This is a genomic window from Pseudoalteromonas carrageenovora IAM 12662, from assembly GCF_900239935.1.
GTDB classification, from domain to species: domain Bacteria; phylum Pseudomonadota; class Gammaproteobacteria; order Enterobacterales; family Alteromonadaceae; genus Pseudoalteromonas; species Pseudoalteromonas carrageenovora.
In genome coordinates this window covers 755,664-777,291 of record NZ_LT965929.1, presented here as the reverse complement: position 1 = coordinate 777,291, position 21,628 = coordinate 755,664, and the positions used below count along the sequence as shown (strand labels likewise).

Annotated in this window: 17 protein-coding genes; 2 read left to right on the top strand and 15 right to left on the bottom strand. The window is 39.0% G+C overall.

Annotated elements, in window-relative coordinates; translation table 11 throughout:
* Nucleotides 1-40 precede the first annotated feature (40 nt).
* From ALFOR1_RS19725 to ALFOR1_RS19655, 15 genes are all read right to left on the bottom strand, one after another.
* Nucleotides 41-4,129 (bottom strand): hypothetical protein, encoded by a 4,089-nt coding sequence (locus ALFOR1_RS19725; RefSeq protein WP_104644138.1) that lies wholly within the window; start codon nucleotides 4,127-4,129, stop codon nucleotides 41-43.
* 297 nt (nucleotides 4,130-4,426) lie between these two features.
* Nucleotides 4,427-5,749: a tetratricopeptide repeat protein gene (locus tag ALFOR1_RS19720; protein WP_058550329.1), complete on the bottom strand. Its 1,323-nt coding sequence runs from the start codon at nucleotides 5,747-5,749 to the stop codon at nucleotides 4,427-4,429.
* Nucleotides 5,750-5,794: 45 nt separating this feature from the next.
* On the bottom strand, nucleotides 5,795-6,400 hold the full coding sequence (locus ALFOR1_RS19715) for an energy transducer TonB (RefSeq protein WP_173827092.1): 606 nt from the start codon (nucleotides 6,398-6,400) through the stop codon (nucleotides 5,795-5,797).
* A gap of 12 nt (nucleotides 6,401-6,412) precedes the next feature.
* Nucleotides 6,413-6,826: an ExbD/TolR family protein gene (locus tag ALFOR1_RS19710; protein WP_058550327.1), complete on the bottom strand. Its 414-nt coding sequence runs from the start codon at nucleotides 6,824-6,826 to the stop codon at nucleotides 6,413-6,415.
* Between the two features lie 53 nt (nucleotides 6,827-6,879).
* Nucleotides 6,880-7,407, bottom strand: coding sequence for a MotA/TolQ/ExbB proton channel family protein (locus tag ALFOR1_RS19705; RefSeq protein WP_058550326.1), 528 nt, complete (start codon nucleotides 7,405-7,407; stop codon nucleotides 6,880-6,882).
* Between the two features lie 3 nt (nucleotides 7,408-7,410).
* Complete coding sequence (locus tag ALFOR1_RS19700; RefSeq protein WP_104644137.1) at nucleotides 7,411-8,778, bottom strand: MotA/TolQ/ExbB proton channel family protein; 1,368 nt, start codon at nucleotides 8,776-8,778, stop codon at nucleotides 7,411-7,413.
* A gap of 10 nt (nucleotides 8,779-8,788) precedes the next feature.
* Nucleotides 8,789-9,541, bottom strand: a complete 753-nt coding sequence (locus tag ALFOR1_RS19695; protein WP_104644136.1) for a DUF3450 domain-containing protein — start codon at nucleotides 9,539-9,541, stop codon at nucleotides 8,789-8,791.
* Nucleotides 9,542-9,792: 251 nt separating this feature from the next.
* Nucleotides 9,793-10,419 carry a DsbA family protein gene (locus tag ALFOR1_RS19690; RefSeq protein ID WP_104644135.1) on the bottom strand — a complete coding sequence of 209 codons (627 nt, stop codon included), beginning with the start codon at nucleotides 10,417-10,419 and terminating at the stop codon, nucleotides 9,793-9,795.
* A gap of 8 nt (nucleotides 10,420-10,427) precedes the next feature.
* Complete coding sequence (locus tag ALFOR1_RS19685; RefSeq protein WP_058550322.1) at nucleotides 10,428-11,516, bottom strand: GGDEF domain-containing protein; 1,089 nt, start codon at nucleotides 11,514-11,516, stop codon at nucleotides 10,428-10,430.
* Nucleotides 11,509-11,742, bottom strand: a complete 234-nt coding sequence (locus ALFOR1_RS19680; RefSeq protein ID WP_104644134.1) for a hypothetical protein — start codon at nucleotides 11,740-11,742, stop codon at nucleotides 11,509-11,511. The genes ALFOR1_RS19685 and ALFOR1_RS19680 overlap by 8 nt, the downstream gene beginning before the upstream one ends.
* 257 nt (nucleotides 11,743-11,999) lie before the next feature.
* Entirely contained in the window at nucleotides 12,000-13,256 is a 1,257-nt protein-coding gene (fucP, locus tag ALFOR1_RS19675) for an L-fucose:H+ symporter permease (protein ID WP_104644133.1), read from the bottom strand.
* An 83-nt stretch (nucleotides 13,257-13,339) separates the two neighbouring features.
* Nucleotides 13,340-14,233 carry a substrate-binding periplasmic protein gene (locus ALFOR1_RS19670; protein WP_104644132.1) on the bottom strand — a complete coding sequence of 298 codons (894 nt, stop codon included), beginning with the start codon at nucleotides 14,231-14,233 and terminating at the stop codon, nucleotides 13,340-13,342.
* A gap of 181 nt (nucleotides 14,234-14,414) precedes the next feature.
* Entirely contained in the window at nucleotides 14,415-14,927 is a 513-nt protein-coding gene (locus ALFOR1_RS19665; protein WP_104644131.1) for an RNA methyltransferase, read from the bottom strand.
* Nucleotides 14,927-15,439 carry a YcgN family cysteine cluster protein gene (locus tag ALFOR1_RS19660; RefSeq protein ID WP_058550317.1) on the bottom strand — a complete coding sequence of 171 codons (513 nt, stop codon included), beginning with the start codon at nucleotides 15,437-15,439 and terminating at the stop codon, nucleotides 14,927-14,929. The genes ALFOR1_RS19665 and ALFOR1_RS19660 overlap by 1 nt, the downstream gene beginning before the upstream one ends.
* A gap of 96 nt (nucleotides 15,440-15,535) precedes the next feature.
* Entirely contained in the window at nucleotides 15,536-17,377 is a 1,842-nt protein-coding gene (locus tag ALFOR1_RS19655) for a DUF885 domain-containing protein (protein ID WP_104644130.1), read from the bottom strand.
* 153 nt (nucleotides 17,378-17,530) lie between these two features.
* Between ALFOR1_RS19655 and ALFOR1_RS19650 the strand changes: the two genes are divergently transcribed.
* Both ALFOR1_RS19650 and ALFOR1_RS19645 read left to right on the top strand, forming a co-directional pair.
* Entirely contained in the window at nucleotides 17,531-18,808 is a 1,278-nt protein-coding gene (locus ALFOR1_RS19650) for a Xaa-Pro dipeptidase (protein ID WP_104644129.1), read from the top strand.
* A 389-nt stretch (nucleotides 18,809-19,197) separates the two neighbouring features.
* Entirely contained in the window at nucleotides 19,198-21,612 is a 2,415-nt protein-coding gene (locus tag ALFOR1_RS19645; protein WP_104644128.1) for a TonB-dependent receptor, read from the top strand.
* The last annotated feature ends 16 nt before the right edge of the window (nucleotides 21,613-21,628 follow it).

Here is a 21,628-nt window from a genome sequence, read left to right as displayed (position 1 = left end):
ACATTAGCCGAGCTTTCGCTCGGCTATAATGTGGTTTGGGTTAAAGGCCTACTTTTACCCAACCTGCTGTCCAGTCTGTTTGTGCATCCATTGCACCAATGTAATCTACTGAATCAAAGTAACTATCTAGGCTTGAAGAATCAAAACCATTACCTAACAGTAATGACTCAGCCGAAGGCATATATCCGTTATCTGCTAAACCAAGGTCTGTGGCTGCTTGCACAGAGTTACCTGTTTGACCTAAGAACCAAGACTCAACATTACCAGTACCAATAGCTTGCGTACCAAAGTTATTTGCCGTTTCACATGCAACAACTGAGTGAGTAACAGTTAATGTACCATCCTCTGCGCGAGGAGCTGAATCTGAACCTACACGTAAACAATTTGAATAATCTGCCCCGCCTGTCACAACCACGTTTTTAAGCATACCCGCAGTGCCTGCACGTAGACGTATACCGTTAACCCCAACATTACCAATAATAGTAACATTAGAAATTGTAGGCATTGTGAGTGGAGTTGCACTTGAATCAAACTCAGAGTTATCCGCCTCAATTGCATTATCACCTGTTGAGTCGGCTTGCTTGATAAGTACGTATTGCGCTTTACCCGTCCAACCAAATGACCAATCTAGTGAGTCATCACCAATATTAGTTAAAACCAGGTGACTGATGTTTGCAGTACCACCGAAAAATTCAACACCATCGTCCAGATTTTCATGAACATGAATGTAATCAAGCTCTGTTTGACTACCAACACCCGCAAGCGTAATGCCGTTTAACTCATCTCCGTTACCAAGCGTTTTACCTGCTTGTTTAACTGCCACGTATTTTAAAGTACCTGAGTTATCTTCTGGATCATTACCACCAAATTGGCCAGCGTCACCTTCAGCAGACACACCACAGTTTGCAAGCTCATCAGCGGTAGCTTCGCCTTCTTGATCGCCACACGAGTTAGCCGGTGCATTACCTAAAAGCACTAAACCGCCCCATTGACCAATAGTCGTTTCGCCACCAGTAACATCTTCAATAGACGTCATAGTAATTGGCTGAGTTGCACTGCCCACGGCCTCTATTTTAGAACCACGGCGAACAACTAAAAAGTCATCACCCGACTCGCCAATAAGCGTAGTACCAAATTGAACATATAAAGTCGTTTCATCAGCGCGGTCATTACCTACGGCTGTACGGCCTTTTAGAATCCAATGTGCATCGTTAGTTAATGTTACGTCTGAAGTGAATACAACATCAGAAGTTAACTGATAAACTGGCTTGTCTGTGATTTCAGGAAAGCTTGCTGATACATCAGTAGCAAAACCCTGCTCTAAGGCGTTTTGAATATCATCAGGAAAACTTGGTGTTATAGCGACTGTCCAACCATCCATCCAGTTATTATCGCCATCAAACGCACCAATATAATCTGTTTTAGTAAAGAACGAATCAAGGTCTGACGAATCAACACCCGAACCTAATAATGGTGAGCTAGATTTAGGTGTAAAGCCATCGGTTGCTAAACTAAGGCCAGCAGCAGTCAGCGTTTGGTTACCTGTTTGGCCTTCAAACCAAGATTGAACGTTACCACCACCAATTGCTTCACTACCAAAGTTATTATCTTCACTACATGCCACTACTGAGTTTTCAATAGAAAGCTCACCAGATTCTGCATTTGCTACAGAGTCAGACCCCACACGTAAACAGTTTGAGTAATCTTCTGGCCCTGTAATTACTACATTACGTAGAACGCCCGCTGTACCTGCACGTAAACGAACACCGTTAGTACCATCAGCACCTACAATTGTTACGTTAGAAATTAGTGGCTTTGTTAAAGGTGTAGCATTTGAATCAAATTCTGAGTTGTCCGCTTCAATAGCGTTATCACCACCAACAGCACTTTGTTGAATATAAATATTTTGCGCACGACCTGTCCAACCAAACGACCAATCAAAGGCATCATCACCAATATCAGTAAGTACTATGTTACGAACATTTACAGTACCACCAAAAAACTCAACGCCATCATCAAGATTTTGATGAACTTGGATATATTCTACTTTTGTTGCAGAGCCTACACCCGCAAACGAAATACCATTAAGCTCATCGCCGTTACCAAGAGTTTTACCTGCGTGCTTTACGACAATATAACGAAGAACACCTGAGTTATCATCGCTAATATCGCCACCAAATTGCCCTGCATCACCTTCTGCAGATACACCACAGTTAGCAAGTTCTTCAGCAGTCGTTTCGCCAGTTTGATCGCCACACGAGTTAGCAGGAGCATTACCTAAAAGTACTAAACCGCCCCATTGACCAATTGTTGTTTCAGCGCCTGTTACATCTTCAATAGATGTCATTGTAATAGGTGCAGTTGCATTGCCATTTGCGTTAATTTGCGAACCACGACGAACAACTAAAAAGTCATCACCTGATTCACCAATTAATGTCGTGCCTGCTTGAACATAAAGTGTTGTAGCGTCTGCGCGGTCATTACCTACTGCTGTACGGCCATTTAAAATCCAATGTGCGTCATTTGTAAGTGTTACATCCGCTGTAAACGTTGTATCTTCAGCTAAGCGATATACTGGTTTATCTGTAATTTCCGGAAATTCGCTAGAAACATCTGATGCTAAGCCTTGTGCAAGCGCATTATCAATATCAATAGGGAAGCCACCATTAATACCAACAGTCCAACCTTCCATCCAGTTAGTTGAGCCATCAAATGCACCAATTTGCGTATTTGCAATAAGGGGCGAGCCAGCAAGTGGTGTATAACCGTTGTCATCTAGCATTAAATCAGCTGGAGTAAGTGTTTGGTTAGCGTCTTGGCCTTCAAACCAAGATTGTACATCGCCACCGTTAATAACTTCGCTGCCAAAGTTATTCGCTGCAGTTTGACAAGCAACAATAGAGTTTGTAATCGTAAGTGTGCCATCCTCAGCACGAGGTACTGAATCTGAACCTACACGTAAGCAGTTTTCATAAGTAGCTGGGCCCGTTACAAATACATTTTTAAGAACCCCTGCAGTACCCGCACGTAAACGAATGCCGTTATTGCCCTCAGCACCTACAATTGTAACGTTTGAAATAGAAGGTAATGTTAATGGCGTGGCGCTTGAGTCAAATTCAGAGTTATCAGCTTCAATAGCGTTATCGCCTACGTTAGCCGCTTGTTGAATGTAAACATTAGTAGCTGAACCCGTCCAGCCAAAAGACCAATCTAGCGAATCGTCACCAATATTTGTAAGTACAACATTGCTTACATTAACGGTGCCACCAAAAAACTCGATGCCATCATCAAGATTTTCATGTACTTGAATATAATCAACTGTAGTTGCAGAGCCAACACCGGCAAACGTAATACCATTTAACTCATCACCATTACCTAACGTTTTACCGGCTTGCTTAACAAGTACATACTTTAAAGTACCTGAATTATCATCACTGATATCGCCACCAAATTGGCCTGCGTCACCTTCAGCCGACACACCACAATTAGCAAGTTCATCAGCTGTTGCTTCACCTTCTTGGTCGCCGCAAGAATTTGCTGGCGCGTTACCTAATAGTACTAAACCGCCCCACTGGCCAATCGTTGTTTCTTGAGCTGTAACATCTTGAATTGAGGTCATTGTAATGGGCTGACTTACAGTCCCTACCGATTCAATTTGTGAACCGCGACGAACAACTAGGAAGTCATCTCCTGTTTCGCCAATAATCGTTGTACCTTGTTGAATATAAAGTTTGGCGTTATCTGCGCGATCATTACCAACGGCAGTTCGTCCATTTAATATCCAGTGTGCATCGTTTGTTAACGATACATCAGTAGTGAACACGGTATCTGCAGCTAAGCGATAAACTGGCTTATCTGTAATAGATGAAAACTCACTAGAAACATCAGTTGCTAAACCTTGAGTAAGTGCATTATCGATATTAGTAGGAAAGCCAGTAGTCGCATTTTGTGAATCATCACGTGATGACGTTTCATCACTTGCATCGTCACCGCCTTCAACAACGTTAGTTACTGTATCACCTTCATTGATAGTCGTGTCGCCTTCAGATACTACTAAGTCTCCACCACAACCTGCTAAAGATACTGCAGTTGCAATCAAACTTACTTTGAATAAGTCAGATAATTTCATTGTTCACTCCATTAAAGTATTTAATTATTTTTTAGGTGCTTAAATAAACTCAAGTCACCTTAAAACACTTAAACAATGCTTTAAGGTCACTTGAGTTTAGCTGCGGTAACAATACGGGAGACTTATGACAAAGTAGTTACAGTTTGATAACCATAAGATGACAATGATAACTTATTAAAAATCAAATAATTGGCTACTTAAAGCGACGAAAAAAACCGCCCTAAGGCGGTTTTGGTGTTGCGATTATGAAATAGTTTTAAGCGCGTTACTTTTTAAATTAGTAAAGCGCTTCAAAATTTATAATAAAGCTGTTTTGAGTGTTTCTGCATGCACTTTTTCACGCTTTACATATTTGATCCACTGCTGCGCTAAACGCTGAGATTTTTTATGTTTTTCTGCCTGCTCAAACGCTAAAATTGACGCATCAAAATTTTGCATGTTGTACTGAGCCATACCTAAGGCAACAAATGCATTTGATTCAAAATCAAGGCCACCTTTATCAAGTGCTTTACGCGCAGCATCGGCAGCTTCTTCATATTGCTCTGTGTTAACGTAAACCTCAGCTAAACGTTGTTCGTATTTACCGTGCTCTGATAAATCAGCCGCTTTTACAAAGTAGGTAATAGATTTTTCATCTTCTTTAGCTTGAATCATTGCCTCGGCTACAAAAGCGTAGTTTTTTGCTGTTTTTTCAGCAATACCTTTATCAATAGCTTCACTCATAACGACTGCTGCTTTAAACGCCAAGCCATTGTATAAATAAACTTGAGCAAGCTGGCGTAAATCAGACTTAGAAGTTAAAAAACCTTGTTGATAAGCTGATTCAATCACTGCTAACTGTTGTTTTTCTTTGCCCGTCTCACCATACATTCCAGAGAGCTGAACCCAATATTCAGGCTTATTGTATAGCTTTACCATACGCTCAAGTACATCAACCACTTTATCTGTTTGATTAAGTGAGTAATACATTGCACGTTGTAACACCAGCCAGTTTTCTTTAGGGGTTTTACCCTCACTGTCACTTAGTGAAATAACTTGAGTAATATACTCAAGTCCTTTTTGGTAATCCTTTAACTGATAATACGTTTGTGCTCTTAATAAATAGTAACCTTCTGTTTTAGGTTTAGTATTTATTGCATCCCATTTATCTAAAAACGAAATTACCTTTTTATAATCACTATTAGCCATTGCCAATTGCGCCAAGCTAAATGTAGTGCTTAAACGAAGTGATTCAGGAATGGCTTCTTCTGCTACCACTTTTTCAAACGAGGCAATCGCTTTTGGTAAGTCGTTTTCGTTGTAATAAATAAAGCCGTAAAAATTATGCATCATTGCAATTTCGTACGAGTTCATACTTGAAGCTCGCTCTTGAATGCTATTAAGTGCTTCAAGTCCACCCTTAACATCGCCATCGTCAGCGAGTTTTTGCGCTCGAGCAAGCTGACTATAAACCTTTTCACGTAGCGCAGGTACACGCTTTGTTTTTTGCTCTGCATGTGCAGTAGCTACGTTAAGGCCAGGCACAAAGCTTAACGTACTTGGTACAACAATACTGGCACTTACTGCAGCAGTACAAAATAGTGTTATTTTAAAAAATTTAGCTGTAGGTAGTAATTTCATAATCGCCTCGCATTTCTGTCCGTTTACTCGTGGTTAATTACTAAATTAACCACTAATTTGGAAAGATATTTTGTTCTGTACACCCGCCACTTCAACGGCTTCACCGTTTACTACACGCGGTTTATATTTAAATTTAAGGGCAGCATCCATTGCTGCTCTATCAAATAGTGACTCAGGAACTGCTTTTACAACCTGAGGGTCGCGCACTGTACCTTGTTTAGTCACTGTAAATTCAACAATTACATAGCCTTCAATACCACGAGATAACGCACGACGCGGATACACAGGCGCTACTTTAACAATCGGTAAGTATTCACCGTCGCTTGTTTCCAGCGCTAAACCGCCTGATAAATTCACATCGGCATCTACATTGGCACCAAAGTCGAAATTGTTTGCGTTTGCCGTTGCATCACTACTTTGCATTTGTGGTGATTCCATTGGCGGCGGAGGTTCTTTTGGTGTGGGTGGCTTTTGCGGTTTACGTTCTTTTTTTTGTACTGTTTCTTCTTTTTTCAAACGTACAAAGTCTAAAACGTTACCTTTTACTGGCTCCGACATAGCACCTTCACCACCGGTAATAAGTGCCTGCATGCCTAAAAACAGCATGAAGGTCACTACACCGGCTACAACTAATGCAACTAAATATCGCAACATAACTAACCCTTACGACGCATCTTGAGCAGCAATAGATACATCAAACGCACCTGCAGCGCGCGACGCATCCATTACCTTAATTAACATATCAGTCGTGGCTTTTTTGTCGGCTTGAATAACCACGCTCCCTTGAGGGTTTTCAGCTTTTAAGCGCTCAATATTCGCTTGCACTGCGCGCACATCAATTTGACGTTTATTAATCCAAATCTCACCTTTGTCTGAAATCGCGACTAAGATATTGGCACGCTCTTTTTTAACTGCTGTGGCTGCTTCTGGACGGTTTACATCAATACCTGCTTCTTTGACAAATGATGCAGTAACGATAAAGAAAATAAGCATAATAAATACAACGTCTAACATTGGGGTCATATTAATTTCTTCTGCTTCATCTTCTTGTAATAGGTTTCCTAACGGGGCTCTCATTTTTATTCTCCTATGATAAGCGGCGCTATAGTTAGCCGCTTATCTATATTTATTTAGTGGTCTAAAACCATGCTGTCTTCAAGTAGTTCCACTTCGCGCTTAGCTCTGCGTTGTAAAAACGTAGAGGCAAATACACCCGAAAGTGCGCCGACCATACCTGCCATAGTTGGAATAGTTGCCTTAGAAACACCCGATGCCATTGAACGCGCACTCCCAGTGCCTGTAATTGCCATTACATCAAACACTTCAATCATGCCGGTTACTGTGCCTAACAAACCAAGGAGTGGGCAAAGCGCTACCATTACGTTAATTAACGCAAGGTTTGTGTTTAAGCGCATACCCGCACGCGATATCATTGCTTGGCGAATTTGCTCTGCATTCCAGCTATTGCGCTCTGCTCGATTAGTCCAATCGGCCTTTACGCCATGTTTATAACTACGAAAACCATTAAAAAAATAAATAAATCGCTCGAGTATCAATAACCACATCGCGAAGATTAACACCCCAATGACCAAGAGAACTTGGCCACCAGTGTCGAGAAAATCACGGATAGCATTGATTGAGTCAATCAATAGCACCATGGTTTATGCTCCTTTCTCACTACGCTTGGCAATAATGCCTGCACTTTGCTCTTGAATAGTAAGTAATATATTTTTAGCGCGAGTATTAAGTAAGGTGTATAAAAATACCGTAGGAATAGCTACAACCAAGCCAAGGACCGTTGTTACCAATGCCTGAGAAATACCACCAGCCATTAATTTAGGGTCACCGGTACCAAACAGCGTGATAGCTTGGAAGGTGTTGATCATACCGGTTACTGTACCGAGTAAACCAAGTAGCGGTGCCACCACTGAGATGATTTTAATAAGCGTTAAATTGCGCGTTACTTTTGGCATTTCACGTAAAATAGCTTCGCTTAATTTAAGCTCTAATGTGTCGTGGGCAACATCAGGGTACTGATCTTTTACTTTCATTACGCGACCAAGTGGATTGTCGTCGCGTGCTACATCATCTTTAAGTTGGCTACGGATTTTTCCACCCATAATCATTAACGAGAAAAAGCGCTCAAGTGAGATAAGTAAAGCTATTACACCTACGCCTAAAATAACGTAACCAACTGTGCCACCTTGGTGTACACGCTCTTGCGTATCGGGTGCTTGTACTAATAAACCCAAAATAGAGCCACCAGTTGGGTCAAGTGCAAACTGTACAACACCGTTTTTAGTGTTTTGTAACTCATCTGCCGTGGCTGTAAAACGAGATACAGGCTGGCGTGTTAACTCACTCAGTGTGTTAGTAGCTGGATTAAACTCTAGATATTTACCGTTTGATACAAGGTTAAATGCACCTACACGTACAACTTCTTGCTGTGCTTTAGTGCCGCCCTCAATTATAACGCTTGCATCAAAACGACTTACTTTACCTTGCTCGGTCATTTCACGTTGTAGTTCAAACCACACTTTTTCAATATCTTCGATAGAGGCTAATTTAGATGTTGAACCCATTTTTTGAGCCAGTTCATCCATAAATGTACTACGTCCAGCAATCTCGGCTGATACCACTGAGGTTGCAAACTTATTACTTGAATCCCCAGCTACTTGTTGTAGTACACCAAATAACTCTTTAAGAGATCCCATACGTTTGGATAATGTATCGGTTAAGTTAGCAAGCTTTACTTCGTTTTCTTCAAACTGAGTTTCTAAACGTTCAGATTCAACAAGCATTTGATTACGCTTTGCTTGTGTATTTTTGAGCATTTGTACTTGCTCGTTTTGACGAGCTGCAAACTCTTGTTCACGTTGTTTGTTTTGTGCGTTTTGGGCTGACTTACCCTCTTCAAGGGTTTTAAGTAGTGAGTCTAAATTCATCGGCTCTGCCGCTACACATGTACCCGCAATGCTAATACTTGCAGCAAAAAGGGCCATTTTTGTCATTTGAGTAAACAATTTCATTTTTAACCTCTTATTCTGCTGCGTGTACTGGCAGAGTTAACATATCTGGGGCAAGTTGCTTACGCGCTATGCGTAAACCTTTATTGATTTGGCTTATTGTAGAATCAGGCAAAGCAACAAACGATTTAGTGTCTGCATTCCAGCTACCTGCTTTTTTACCGTCGCGTGTTAAGTAAATAAGTTCTAAGCGGCCAATGCGTAAAAAATCTACTTCGCGCTCTTTACCGTCTATATCTAATAAAGAGGTGTAGGCTTCAATAGTGCGCCCGTAATCAACTTCAACTTGGTAAGCTTCAAGTACACGGCGAAATTTTTCGCTTGAATTGATGTCTGCTCGGTTCATCATTTCACTTAAAGAGGTAATTCTTTTTGTGCGTTCGTCAGTTAAAAATGGCACATCTAGTGCTACAAACTGCTCAAGACCTGTGATCATACGCAGCATAAGCGGGGTAATTTGACGCTCAATAATAGAAACTTGATCCATTGACAGGTTAAGTGATTCCATTTCTTCAATTTGGTTATTTAACTGCTTAGTTAATTGCGCGTTGTAAACAGCTAACCCGTCAATTTCTTTATTAAGCGTTTTAAATTGTTGAAGACGTCCTTGCATTGAGTCTGCAATCTTGTCTATTTTTGTTTGTGATTGCGCAGCTGACTTATTTATTTCGCTGCTTTTATCGATAACCTTATCTAAATCGTTTGCGTGTACAGCAGCACTTGCGGCCACAATACCAGCTAAGATTAATGGTTTAACGCCTTTCATCGCATACACCTTTACTCGTTAATTAGCGGATTTGCTAGTTTGTTTTTTAGCTTTAATTGTTCAATGCAAACAATTTAAAGACTAAAGATTTTCAATGAGCGAAATTGTATAGATGAAAAATGACAAGCATGTTGCGCAAAAAAGTCGGTTTTATGACAACAGTAATAATTACGACTTAATAGGCTAAAAGTGTGCTGAGTGATTTAAAAAGGGCCTGAGTGTTTGATGACAAAGCACTCATTTATAAAAAATTATTTTAAAAGCGCGCTAATTTTATTAAATGACTGCTGCCAATCGGTATAATTAATCGCAATAGGAAAAGCTTTACCATTATTAATAAGCACTAATGATGGAAAGCCTTGAATGGGTAAGCTATGCGCATATGCAAGCTCAGCATTAAGCTCATCATTAATTTGATGTGATTGCAGTGAACTTGCAAAAGCTTCTGCGTCAAGACCAATCTCATGTGCAAGTGATATGAGTGTGCTTTCATCAGATGGGTTTTGAGCATTGAGATAATAAGCATGTTGAATAGCAGCGACCATGTTGGCCTCTTTATTTGCTTTGCGCGCTATAAGTGCTGCTCTACATGCGGGGTACGTTGAACGCCTTGGCTGACATTTACGCCAAAAGTCATAATTGAATTGCGTACCCAACTGCTCTGAAATTTTATGCCATGTTTTTTGTAGTATATCCTGCATATTTTGTGGCATAGGTTCTTGGCTGTCCGGTGCTAATCCCCCTACTTTGTATTCAATCGATAATATATCTTTAAAGTTATTTTCTAGCTCGCTTTTTAATTTTAACCAGGTAGGTGAAAAACCCCAACACCAGCTGCACATAGGGTCATGAATATATATAAGTTTACTTTGGGTCATACTTTGCCTTAACTATGTGCTGACATAACCTTATTACGACCTTGTTCTTTTGCAAGGTATAAGTACTCATCAGCTTTTTTTAGTTCGTTATCGTACTCGGCCACATTATTAACTTGTGCTACGCCTATACTACACGTAAAGGCGACTTTTGCTTTATCACTAGTTAAAATAACATGTTCACTAACATGATTTCTAAACTTATCCGCTAATTTAGCTGCCCTTTGACTTCGCTCATTTGGCAATATAACTACAAATTCTTCCCCTCCATAACGCGCTTTAACAGCCGAACTTGGAAACTGCGACTCTAGCAATTTTGTAAACTCAATTAAAACAGTATCACCAAAGTCATGGCCATACGTGTCGTTCATCGCTTTAAAGTTATCTAAATCGAGTAATAAAATTGAAAAAGGCAAGTATTCGTGTGGGTTTTCATCAACCAACTTTAAAAAATGTGAGGTTATAAAACGCCTGTTAGCACCACCGGTGAGCTGATCGGTATAAGCATCTTGTGTTTGCTCAAGTGTTATACCTGCAATGTCCATATGGCTTTTGTGCCTAAAGTATTCACCAATAAAAGAAAACACAAAAACTAAAGTAAAAGCAGCTAAGAAACGCGATTTTTCTACCTCTGGGTAATTAACTTGACCTATATCGGGGCCATATAAAATAAACGTACAACAGACTAATAGACATGAGCCAAGCCATGTTCCATGTTTAGCCCCTAAAGATGCAAAACTAACAACGGGGTAAAACATAAGCCAATAAAGCCCGGTGTTTTCTTTCCCGCCTGTATAGGTAAGTGCAATACACATTATAAATACAATACCCATGCTAATGAGCGCTACAACCTCAAGCTTCCCTGTTTTTATAAAATATAAAGTACTACTGGTAATAGTGATATTAACCAGAATTAAGGAGATAGTTAGAATAGGCGAATAAACATCGTAATTTAAAATTACCAACATTGATAAAACAACAATAGCTATTGCAATCATTGCAAATAAGGACAATGCCTGGCGTTGCTTATCAGAGCTGTAAACATTGTCTATGTTGATTAGACTAAGCCAGTTTTGTGCATTATTACTTTTTTTAGGCATTAGTTGCACCTAAACGATTTAAATCAAGCCCTAAAACTCTAGTAATATTGAACGTATTTAATAAATTATCATAATCAAACGGGTAAGATTTTACTGTATAAATAACCATAAATAATTTAGCAACTAAAAAACACGCTACAAAATAAAAAGCAGAGACTATTTTTTCCTGGATGACAGTAAGAGGTACAGTCATTATTTTAAAACTTAATTTTAAAGAGTTAAGCATATAAATCCTTTATATTATTCTTCATTAATAACCTTATATTTTTAGCAAAAAAAGCGCTAAATGTCTTACTAAGCAAGACTTAAAAGTAAATAATCAATAAGAAACAATAATAAAGTAGTAAGCTTTTAACAATACAACAAGGTAAGTAACTAATTTTAAGAGAGGCGACATAGGGGAAAATCCAAGATTGGAACGTTCCGTATTTATTGTGAGTTATAAGTGACTGAATACGTATTCAGTCACTTACAATTACAGTATTATTTCCACTTATTTGCTAAGCGGACAACGTTTAAGCCATACCATGCTATAAATACATAACATATCATTGGTACAAAAAAGCTTTGCTGTATGTTTACCGTATCGGCTATAAAACCTTGTAGTAATGGAACTAATGCTCCACCAACAATAGCTAAACATAACCAACCAGAGCCTTTGCTTGTCAGTGATCCTAGCTTTTCAATGGCTACAGAAAATATTGTTGGAAACATAATAGAATTAAATAAACCTATCGCAAGTACTGAATAAAGCGCTACATCACCTTGTGTAAATATAGTAATAAGCAGTAATGCAATAACACTAAATGCGTTGAAGGCAATGGCTTTCGATGGGGCTATTTTTTGTAAAAGTGCCGAGCCAATAAAACGCCCTACCATCGCACCACCCCAGTAGTAACTAATAAGTGCAGCAGCTGCATGCTCTTCAAGGCCCGCTATATGAGCTTCACCGATGTAATTAACCAAAAAGCTACCTATAGCAACCTCACCCCCTACATAACAAAATATGGCAAGTACACCCATAGTTAAATGTGGTGCTTGGGTAAGCGAGCGAGATTCAATGGCTGCATTGTTCTCTTCTTTATGGGCCTCTATTTCAGGTAGTTTAATAAATGCAAAAATAATAGCGATTAACAATAAAGCTGCAGCTAGCATTAAATAAGGTACTTTTACAGACTCAGCACTCGCCGCGGAAGCCGCGAGTGTGCCAGCAGTTCCAAAAAATAAAATACCACCAACATAAGGCCCAACCGTTGTGCCTAAAGCATTGAGTGCTTGTGCTAAGTTTAAACGAGAAGAAGCTGTTTTTTCAGGGCCAAGTGCAGCCACATATGGATTAGCAGAAACTTGTAGTACTGTTACGCCTGCAGCAAGCACAAATAAAGCACCTAAAAATAACCAGTACTCATGCACTACAACAGCTGGGTAGAACAACATACAACCGATAGAGGCAACTATTAAACCCGTTAATATGCCCTTTTTATAGCCTAGCTGCTTTACTAAAATACCTGCAGGTATAGAAACAATAAAATAGGCCCCAAAAAAGCAAAACTGTACTAGCATTGCTTCAAAATACGTTAGATCAAATACGTCTTTTAAGCGCGGGATCAGCACATCATTTAAAACAGTTATAAAGCCCCATAAAAAAAACAGGGTCGTCATTGCAGTCAGTGGAAACAGATAATTTTTATTAGACTGTTCGTTGACCGCGAATGATTGATTTGTATTTATTTCACTCACGTTGTTTTCACTCCATTAACAATTTAAAGCAAGTTTACCTGTTTAAACGTAAATTGGGTGAAGTGTCTATAGGAACGTTCTAATTATTTGCAGGTTTTGGTAAGGTTTTTAATAATTCGAGCCGTTTCTCCGCTATTATGAAATTGATAAAGCCCCTTATTTATATCTTCTAGCACTGTAAGCCATGACGGTGTGAGTTTACTAATAGCAAAATAAAAAGGGTTGTATTGTAACGGTGTAGTTTCTTGCTCAATAGAATTTAATAAAAACTGCTTTTTATCGTCACTCAATGTTGAATAACTTATCGCAAATTTTAGTACCTGAGGATCGCCAATGATTAAATCAACACGTTTTGCGACAAGTATCTGTACAAGTTGTAAGTCATCTACAGTTTTTATTGTTTCAAACTCGCCATTATCCATCATCGCATCAAATTCTGGCGTGTTTTGATACCCTCTCACGACACCAATTTTATGCCCTTTAAGTGATTTTAAATTGCCTGTAAAACGATCTTCATCCTCTTTTCGCTTTATAAAAGCGATTTCTCCGCCTAAAAATGAATTTGATAACCCCAGTAATTCACGGCGATTTTTATCTGTTACGTAGTCAGAAGGCGCAGTATCTTCAATAAAATACTCGGGTAATAGTATATCTGCTTTGCCTAGTTCAACGTTTCTAACTGCGCGTGCCCACGGTAAAAACTCAATGTAAACGCTGTAACCTTTGCTATGTAATAACGCGACCGAGAATTGATATACCCACCCTTTTTTACATAAGTCGTTACCAATATAGGGAGGCCAGTCTAAAGTGGCTAGATGAATAGTTTGCTTTGCATTTTTAGCCTCAAACAATATGCCCGATTTATGGTTGTACCCGTATACTACTTGGTGACTACCCTTTAAATGATATTCAACTATTGAATCTGAATAACTAAGTTTGCTCGCTAATAATAGAACTAATAAAAATAACCAACGCATTGTAATATCTTAAAATGTTTTAATTTATTCAAGCTTAGCTAACAATGAATTTTTTGCATGATTTAAGTAGGTAAGGATTTAACAAAGAGGGAATGTTTATAGGATAAAGGTAATGCTGTTGCGCATTATAAACTATGCGCAACCAAGGCTATAAAATAAGCGTAAAAGCAAGATTAACTAATTAGCTTTTTTGCCACTTCATTTTATTGTTTGTATCACGAGAACTAATAATAGTGTCGTCACTACTCTCTACGCCGCCAAGTTTTGACAAACGGTCGTATAAAACAACATTACAGGTTGCAGCCAGGTTCATGCAACCGATTGTTGGAATATAAACCACTTCATCACACCACTTTAAAACATCTTTTGATACAGAGCCATCCTCTGGGCCAAATACATAAAATGCGTTTTCTGGGTGTTTAAAATCAGGTAAAGGTGTCGCGCCTTCTATCAGTTCGATAACAACAACAGTGGCACCTTCAGGCTTTACCGTTTCTAGGTTATCAGTTTCTGTAAGGGGGATTCGTTCAGCTACATTTTTTGTATCAGTATGAAATTTTTTAGCATTTAAGTAACGGTTACCCGTAAAAAAAACGTGTTTAGCATCGTAACAACCAGCGGCACGTAAAACGCCACCAACGTTTGTTGGGCTTTTAGGATTAATTAAACCAATGCTAGCTTTTAGCTTACTCATTAATCAGTATCCTTAGTTGGCCACTCGGCAATGTATAAATCAAAATCATCAAGCTTAACATCACAATCTTTAACCGTTTTATCTTGAACAGAAATTCCTAACTCATGCATTTTAGTTTTATCGCCGTTATTTAATAACGGGTGCCATGAGGCTAAACCACGCCCTTCATGTAGGCGGCGGTAACTGCAGCTTTGCGGCATAAAGAAAATATCTTTAAGGTTTTCTTTGGTTAGTTTTACGCAAGAAGGGACAAGTGTTTGGCGGTTTTCGTATTCGCTACAGCCGCAGGTATTGTTATCAAGGTACTGACACACAATATTTGTAAATATTAACTGCTCACCTTCACGTAACTGATCGGTAGCTGTAAATTCGTCTTCATCTTCGCTATCAATAAAGGTGTTTAAACAACACTTTCCGCATCCATCACAAATGGCTTCCCATTCGTTTTGGTTCATATCGCTTAGATTTTTTTTAAGCCAAAACTGTGTATTTGCTAATTCTTGATCAAACATAATTTACTCGCGCCCCTAAAGAGCGCGCATTCTAACGTATTGCAGCTATACGCGCAAAGCCCGTGCCTTTATTAGTACGGGCTTTCGGGTCTTTTATTATTGCTGCGTGGCAACCCAACGTTTAATTTTTTCTTCTAAAATTGGCATTGGTAATGCGCCATCTATCAGTATTTGCGTGTGGAACGCTTTAATATCAAACTTATCGCCTAACTCTTTTTGAGTGTAGTCACGTAACTGCTGAATTTTAAACTGACCCAGCTTGTATGATAAAGCTTGACCAGGCCATGCAATATAACGCTCAACCTCAGCTATTACATCACTCTTAGCCATAGATGAGTTAGCAAGCATGTAATCAATCCCCTGCTGACGTGTCCAGCCCTTTGCATGAAAACCGGTATCAAGCACTAAGCGCATAGCTCTAAGTTGTTCATCTGCTAAGCGCCCATACCACATGTAAGGGTCGGTAAATAAGCCAAGCTCTTTACCCAAACTTTCGGCGTACAGCGCCCAGCCTTCAGCAAATACGGTATAACCACCAAACTTTCTAAAATCGGGTAAGCCCTCTATTTCTTGTTGTAATGCAATTTGAAAGTGATGCCCAGGTGCAGCTTCATGAATAGAGAGTGTTTCAAGTAAAAATTTAGGCTGCGCTTTTAGGTTAAATGTATTGATGTAAAAAATACCTGGGCGAGAACCATCTGGTGCCGGAGACGCATACGACGCCCCAGCCGCCGACTGAGCTCTGTATACTTCAACTGCTTTTACGACGTATGGCGCTTTTGGAGCAATATCAAAAAGTAATGGCAAGCGAGCATCTATTTTTTGCTTAACGTTTTCATAAGCCGCAATTAGCTCCTGTGGCGTATTGTAATAAAACTCGTCTGAGTCACGTAAGTGATCAAAAAACGCTGCAAGATCGCCTTTAAAACCAACAGTATCTTTTACTTTTTTCATTTCACTTAGAATACGCGACACTTCGCTTAAACCAATGTCGTGAATTTCATTTGCAGAAAGACTAAGCGTGGTATTTTTTTTGATTTGATATTCGTACCACGCTTTACCGTTTGGTAAGTCACTGTAACCAAATGTCTCTCGGCTATTAGGAATGTATTTGTTAGCTAAAAAGTCACTCATACTTTTATAAGCAGGCACTAACTTTTCCATAATCAGTGTGCGGTACTTTGCAGTTATTTGTTGTTTCTGCTCAGCGCTAAACGACGAAGGTAGGTTTTTTATAGGTCCCCAAAATAAAGAATCTTCAGCGCTTTGCACAACATGAGCTGCAAATTGTGGCTGCAGTTTTTTTGCTAATGGCTTAGGTAAAGTAATACCTTCATCTATACCCTGATCCATTGAGCTTTGTACACTGGCTAACCACTGCACAAACCCTTCGCTACGCTTTATAAAGTTATTATAATCTTCAACTGTATTAAAAGGTTGAGCACTTTGACCTGAGCCAAACCCTGCAAATGTATTATGCGAACCTGCCATTTGGTTTATTGGCAGCATATAACTAGGAAACTGCATACCTTCTAAATTAAGGGCAAGATCGCGCTTTAATATTTCGTAACTTAAAAGGGCTTGGCCTGTTAGCTGTGCTTTATCAATATAACGCAACCGTTGTTGATATTTTTTATAAAAAGCGGCTTTCTTTTCTCTGTTTTGTTTTGAAATAGTTGGCGTAAATGTGTCGTTAAATTCGCTGCGGCCACTGTACGTTGCATTAATTGGTTTAAACGTTAGTGACTCATCATAATACTGCGCAACGAGTACATCTAGTTGTTGCTCGCTAGAGAGCTCTGAAACAATAGTTGCTTGTGCGTTTGGAGTGTTTAACTGCGAAGTACTGTTAGCGATATCACTAAGTTCAGTATTTATACAGCCACTTAAGGCAAACATAACGCCGCTGGCAACTAAAGCTAATTTAATTGATTTCATGGTAATCCTTTTTAGTATCGTTTTTTAATTATGAGCACTTAGCACTATTAAATAAAGGAATTACGATAGATTGCATTTAAGCAATTGTATTTACACTTTTGTATTAGGTTGTTACATTTCAATTAATTAAACCGCCACTACAGAAGAACAATAATGAAAAAACAATTACTAAGTGCCTCTATTGCTTTGTTAACTTTTACAAGTCTTAGTGCTCATGCCACAACTTACTTATCAGCAAAAGCCATGGTTGACGTGCAAACCGGTAAACTCGTTCAATCACCTTTAATTACTATAGATAACGGTATTATTACCAGCGTTGAGCAAAACAAAAAGCCTGTATTATCAAAAGGTGATAAGCACATCCAATTACTTGAGCTAACATTGATGCCTGGCCTTATGGATATGCATGTTCACTTAACAAGCGATCCTACCGTGCCGCGTAGTGAGCGCTTAGGGCAATCAGTTCCGCGTATGGCGATAAAAGCGTCTCACTTTGCTAAAAAAACACTAGAAGCAGGTTTTACCACAGTTAGAAATGTAGGCGCCGAAGGCTACAGTGTTATAGCGGTTAGAGACGGTATTAATGCCGGTGATATTGTAGGCCCACGTATTTGGGCAGCAGGCCCTTCGCTTGGTATTACTGGCGGGCATTGTGATAACAACCGTTTGCCTCCTGAGCTAAAGTACACTTCAACAGGTGTTGCTGATGGCCCGTGGGCTGCTCGCGTAAAAGTACGTGAAAACATAAAATATGGTGCGAATGCTATTAAATTTTGTGCCACTGGCGGTGTTTTTTCTAAAGGCACTAAAGTAGGTGCGCAGCAATATTCTTATGAAGAGATGAAAGCAATTGTTGATGAAGCGCATATGCGCGATTTACCCGTAGCTGCTCACGCTCATGGAACAAGCGGTATTAAAACAGCCATTAAAGCAGGTGTCGACAGCATTGAACATGCCAGCTTTTTAGATGATGAAGCGATAGCTCTGGCAAAAGAGCATGGTACATGGCTTTCAATGGATATTTATAATACTGAGTACACACTGACTTTTGGTGAACAAAATGGTGTTGATGAAGAGAACCTCAATAAAGAGCGTCAAGTATCTAAAAAACAAAGAGATAGTTTTAATAGAGCGGTAAAGGCTGGGGTTAATATGGTATTTGGTACAGACGCCGCTATTTATCCTCACGGAGATAACGCAAAACAGTTTTCCCGTATGGTTGAATTTGGAATGACTGAACTACAAGCAATTCAAGCTGCAACAATTAATAGCGCAAAACTATTAAAAATGAACAATAAGCTTGGTCAGCTAAAAGCAGGGTTTGCTGCAGATATAATTGCGCTAAAAGGCAACCCACTTGAAAATATTACTGAACTAGAACATATCCCTTTTGTTATGAAAGCAGGTCAAGTGTATAAAAATGATTTGTAGCTTTAATTCTATAATTTTTAGATAGTAATATTTACCTGAACTCAGAGGTTTGAGGCAATACACCTTAAACCTCAAAAAAAGTTAAGCTAATTACTTACACGTTACTTTACACCTTAAGCTGATATTTAGTTTTTAATAACAAGCCTTTAAATACTATATAGATTTTATTGAAGTTAAATTATTTATTTCGTTATTGCTAATTTCATAACCTTCCTACTAGTTAATAAAACGTAAATAACATTGCATTAACAACCTAAAAACACCATCAATTGTATGTTTTTAAATCAAAAAACGCTATTTAATAAATTTAATTGAACTTTTTATTCACTTTAAAAACAATAACCATTATCATTCGCGCAAAGTTATTAAATGCGAATACTTATCACCCCATGAAAAAATTTAAATACTCATTAGTTACCCTAGCATGTTTAAATACACATATTGCAGTTGCTCAATCAGCTGAAGAAAATATTGAACGTATTAGCGTTTATCAAAAACAAAACCAAGTAGTAATGAGCTCAGGTCTTGCGACTAAATCTGATATGTCACTAATGGAAACGCCTGCTCCTGTTGTTGTTATTGACCGTGAACTAATAGAGTCACAAGGTGTAGATAGCTTACAAGAGTTAACGCGTAACGTAAGTGGTTTAACGCAAGCTGGTAATAACTATGGCATTGGTGACAATCTTGTTATTCGTGGCTTAGACGCTAACTATACTTATGATGGTATGTATGGCGGTGCAGGCCTTGGCAATACATTTAATCCTACACGTTCTTTAACAAATGTAGAGTCGGTTGAGGTATTAAAAGGCCCAGCAACAGGTTTATACGGTATTGGTAGTGCTGGTGGTGTAATTAACTTAATTGAAAAAAAGCCAGAGTTTGAAGAAAAACATAAAATATCTGCTGAGCTAGGGCAATGGGATAGCTATTCACTAGCATTTGATAGCACCAACGCAATCACTGATAATTTAGCCTATCGTGTCATGGCAAAAACAGCCTCTAGCGATGGGTACCGTGATCTAAAAGAAGACAGAGATGAGCTTTACGCATCCCTTAAATATGTATTAAGTGATAAACAAGACATTATGTTCTCTGGTGCTTATATTAAGGACTCAATTGCAGTTGACTCAATTGGTCACCCTATTCGTATTTATAGTGCAGAAACTGCAAATGGCCTAAGCGCTGGCGAAGTAACAGGCGCTGATTTAGTCAATGATCCTACAGGCAGCGGCGTACAATTAACGTCAGATCAGCAACAACAGCTAGCTGATTCATTGTCATCGACTGATGGTTTAACCCCTTACGACTTCGGAACCAATGGTATTATTTCACCAATGGCAGATGATAATGAAGGTGAAGAATTACGCTTTAAACTAACGCACAATTACTTTATTACAGATGATTTATTTTTAAATCAACAACTGCAATACCGTAACTACACATCAAGCTTTGCACGCCAAACAGGAGCGTTTAACTACGTTTATTCAACACGTGATGGGATTATTAACAATGACCCTCGCGCACCACTTGTTGAAGATGGTGTACTTTACCCCTTTGCCGCTCGAAGACAAGAATATCGCCAAGTAGAAGCCGACGAAAAATCGTGGCAATACTTTTTAGACCTGCGCTATGACTTTATGCTTGGTGATGTAGATAATGAACTTTTAGTTAATGCTAACTATGAAGACAGAGATATACGCTTTAAACAGTACTCAATATACGATGCAGACAAAGAAATCTACGACAGTGAAGGTAACTTATTGTACCAAGGTAGCTTGCCATATATTTATGATATGAGCGCTCCAAATTGGCCAACAGGTAACTTTGACGATTATGATCCACTTAAAACCAGTGACTATAATAAGAAAGTACAAGCATGGGGCTTAGGTATTCAGCATGTAGGTTACATTACAGATGAAGTAACGACACGTGTAGGCGTTGCTTACAACCGTATTAAGCAATCTTACGAGCACTTTGGTGTTGATGAGCGTTATAGTTCAAGTCGTGCTGAGCCAACGCCTGAAGCTAATACTTCTGACAGTGGTTTAACGTATAACTTAGGCGCGACTTACCAACCAACTGAAGATTTTTCTGTGTTTATAAACCACGCGAAAGGACGTACTGCATACAGTGTATTAGGTTCAGTCGCTGGAAATGAAGCAGACAGAGAAGACTCTGAGTCAATCAGCAACGATTTAGGCTTTAGGTTTAAAGCGTTTGATGATCAGCTTTTAGCATCACTTGTTATATTTGAAAGTGCACGTACTAATTTAGAGTACGCCAACCCTCTATATGAGGCTGGTGTATCAAACTCAGATGTAGTTGAAAGCTATTACGATGGTGAAGAACAAACTAAGGGTGTTGAGCTTGACTTAAATGCGCACTTAAATGAGCAGTGGAAAATTAATATAAATGGGGTTTATCAAGACGCACGCGATAAATCTAACCCAACAAGCAGTAGCTACGATACTCGCCAAAAAGGTGTACCTTATGTAACTGCAAGTACCTGGGTTACTTATTACGCAGAAATGTTTAATTTACCACAGGCTGTTAATATCAGCGGTGGTATTACGTTTGTTGATAACAGAAGTACTAATTCAAGCTCATTTAGTATTCCTGATGGATACGTACCTAGCTACACAGTTTATGATGCAGCGGTTTCGTACACTACAGATAAATGGCATATGCAGCTAAACTTAAACAATCTGTTTAACAAAAAGTATTACTCAAAAGCCATGTTTTTAGGCGGTATGCCAGGTGAAGAACGTAACGCTAAATTAAGCTTTAATTACACACTGTAATTAGTTTAGTATTTAA

Coding starts and splice junctions, on each gene's coding strand:
- ALFOR1_RS19725 (WP_104644138.1), bottom strand. CDS start 4,129: ATGAAATTATCTGACTTATTCAAAGTAAGTTTGATTGCAACTGCAGTA.
- ALFOR1_RS19720 (WP_058550329.1), bottom strand. CDS start 5,749: ATGAAATTACTACCTACAGCTAAATTTTTTAAAATAACACTATTTTGT.
- ALFOR1_RS19710 (WP_058550327.1), bottom strand. CDS start 6,826: ATGAGAGCCCCGTTAGGAAACCTATTACAAGAAGATGAAGCAGAAGAA.
- ALFOR1_RS19705 (WP_058550326.1), bottom strand. CDS start 7,407: ATGGTGCTATTGATTGACTCAATCAATGCTATCCGTGATTTTCTCGAC.
- ALFOR1_RS19700 (WP_104644137.1), bottom strand. CDS start 8,778: ATGAAATTGTTTACTCAAATGACAAAAATGGCCCTTTTTGCTGCAAGT.
- ALFOR1_RS19695 (WP_104644136.1), bottom strand. CDS start 9,541: ATGAAAGGCGTTAAACCATTAATCTTAGCTGGTATTGTGGCCGCAAGT.
- ALFOR1_RS19690 (WP_104644135.1), bottom strand. CDS start 10,419: ATGACCCAAAGTAAACTTATATATATTCATGACCCTATGTGCAGCTGG.
- ALFOR1_RS19685 (WP_058550322.1), bottom strand. CDS start 11,516: ATGCCTAAAAAAAGTAATAATGCACAAAACTGGCTTAGTCTAATCAAC.
- ALFOR1_RS19680 (WP_104644134.1), bottom strand. CDS start 11,742: ATGCTTAACTCTTTAAAATTAAGTTTTAAAATAATGACTGTACCTCTT.
- ALFOR1_RS19670 (WP_104644132.1), bottom strand. CDS start 14,233: ATGCGTTGGTTATTTTTATTAGTTCTATTATTAGCGAGCAAACTTAGT.
- ALFOR1_RS19665 (WP_104644131.1), bottom strand. CDS start 14,927: ATGAGTAAGCTAAAAGCTAGCATTGGTTTAATTAATCCTAAAAGCCCA.
- ALFOR1_RS19660 (WP_058550317.1), bottom strand. CDS start 15,439: ATGTTTGATCAAGAATTAGCAAATACACAGTTTTGGCTTAAAAAAAAT.
- ALFOR1_RS19655 (WP_104644130.1), bottom strand. CDS start 17,377: ATGAAATCAATTAAATTAGCTTTAGTTGCCAGCGGCGTTATGTTTGCC.
- ALFOR1_RS19650 (WP_104644129.1), top strand. CDS start 17,531: ATGAAAAAACAATTACTAAGTGCCTCTATTGCTTTGTTAACTTTTACA.
- ALFOR1_RS19645 (WP_104644128.1), top strand. CDS start 19,198: ATGAAAAAATTTAAATACTCATTAGTTACCCTAGCATGTTTAAATACA.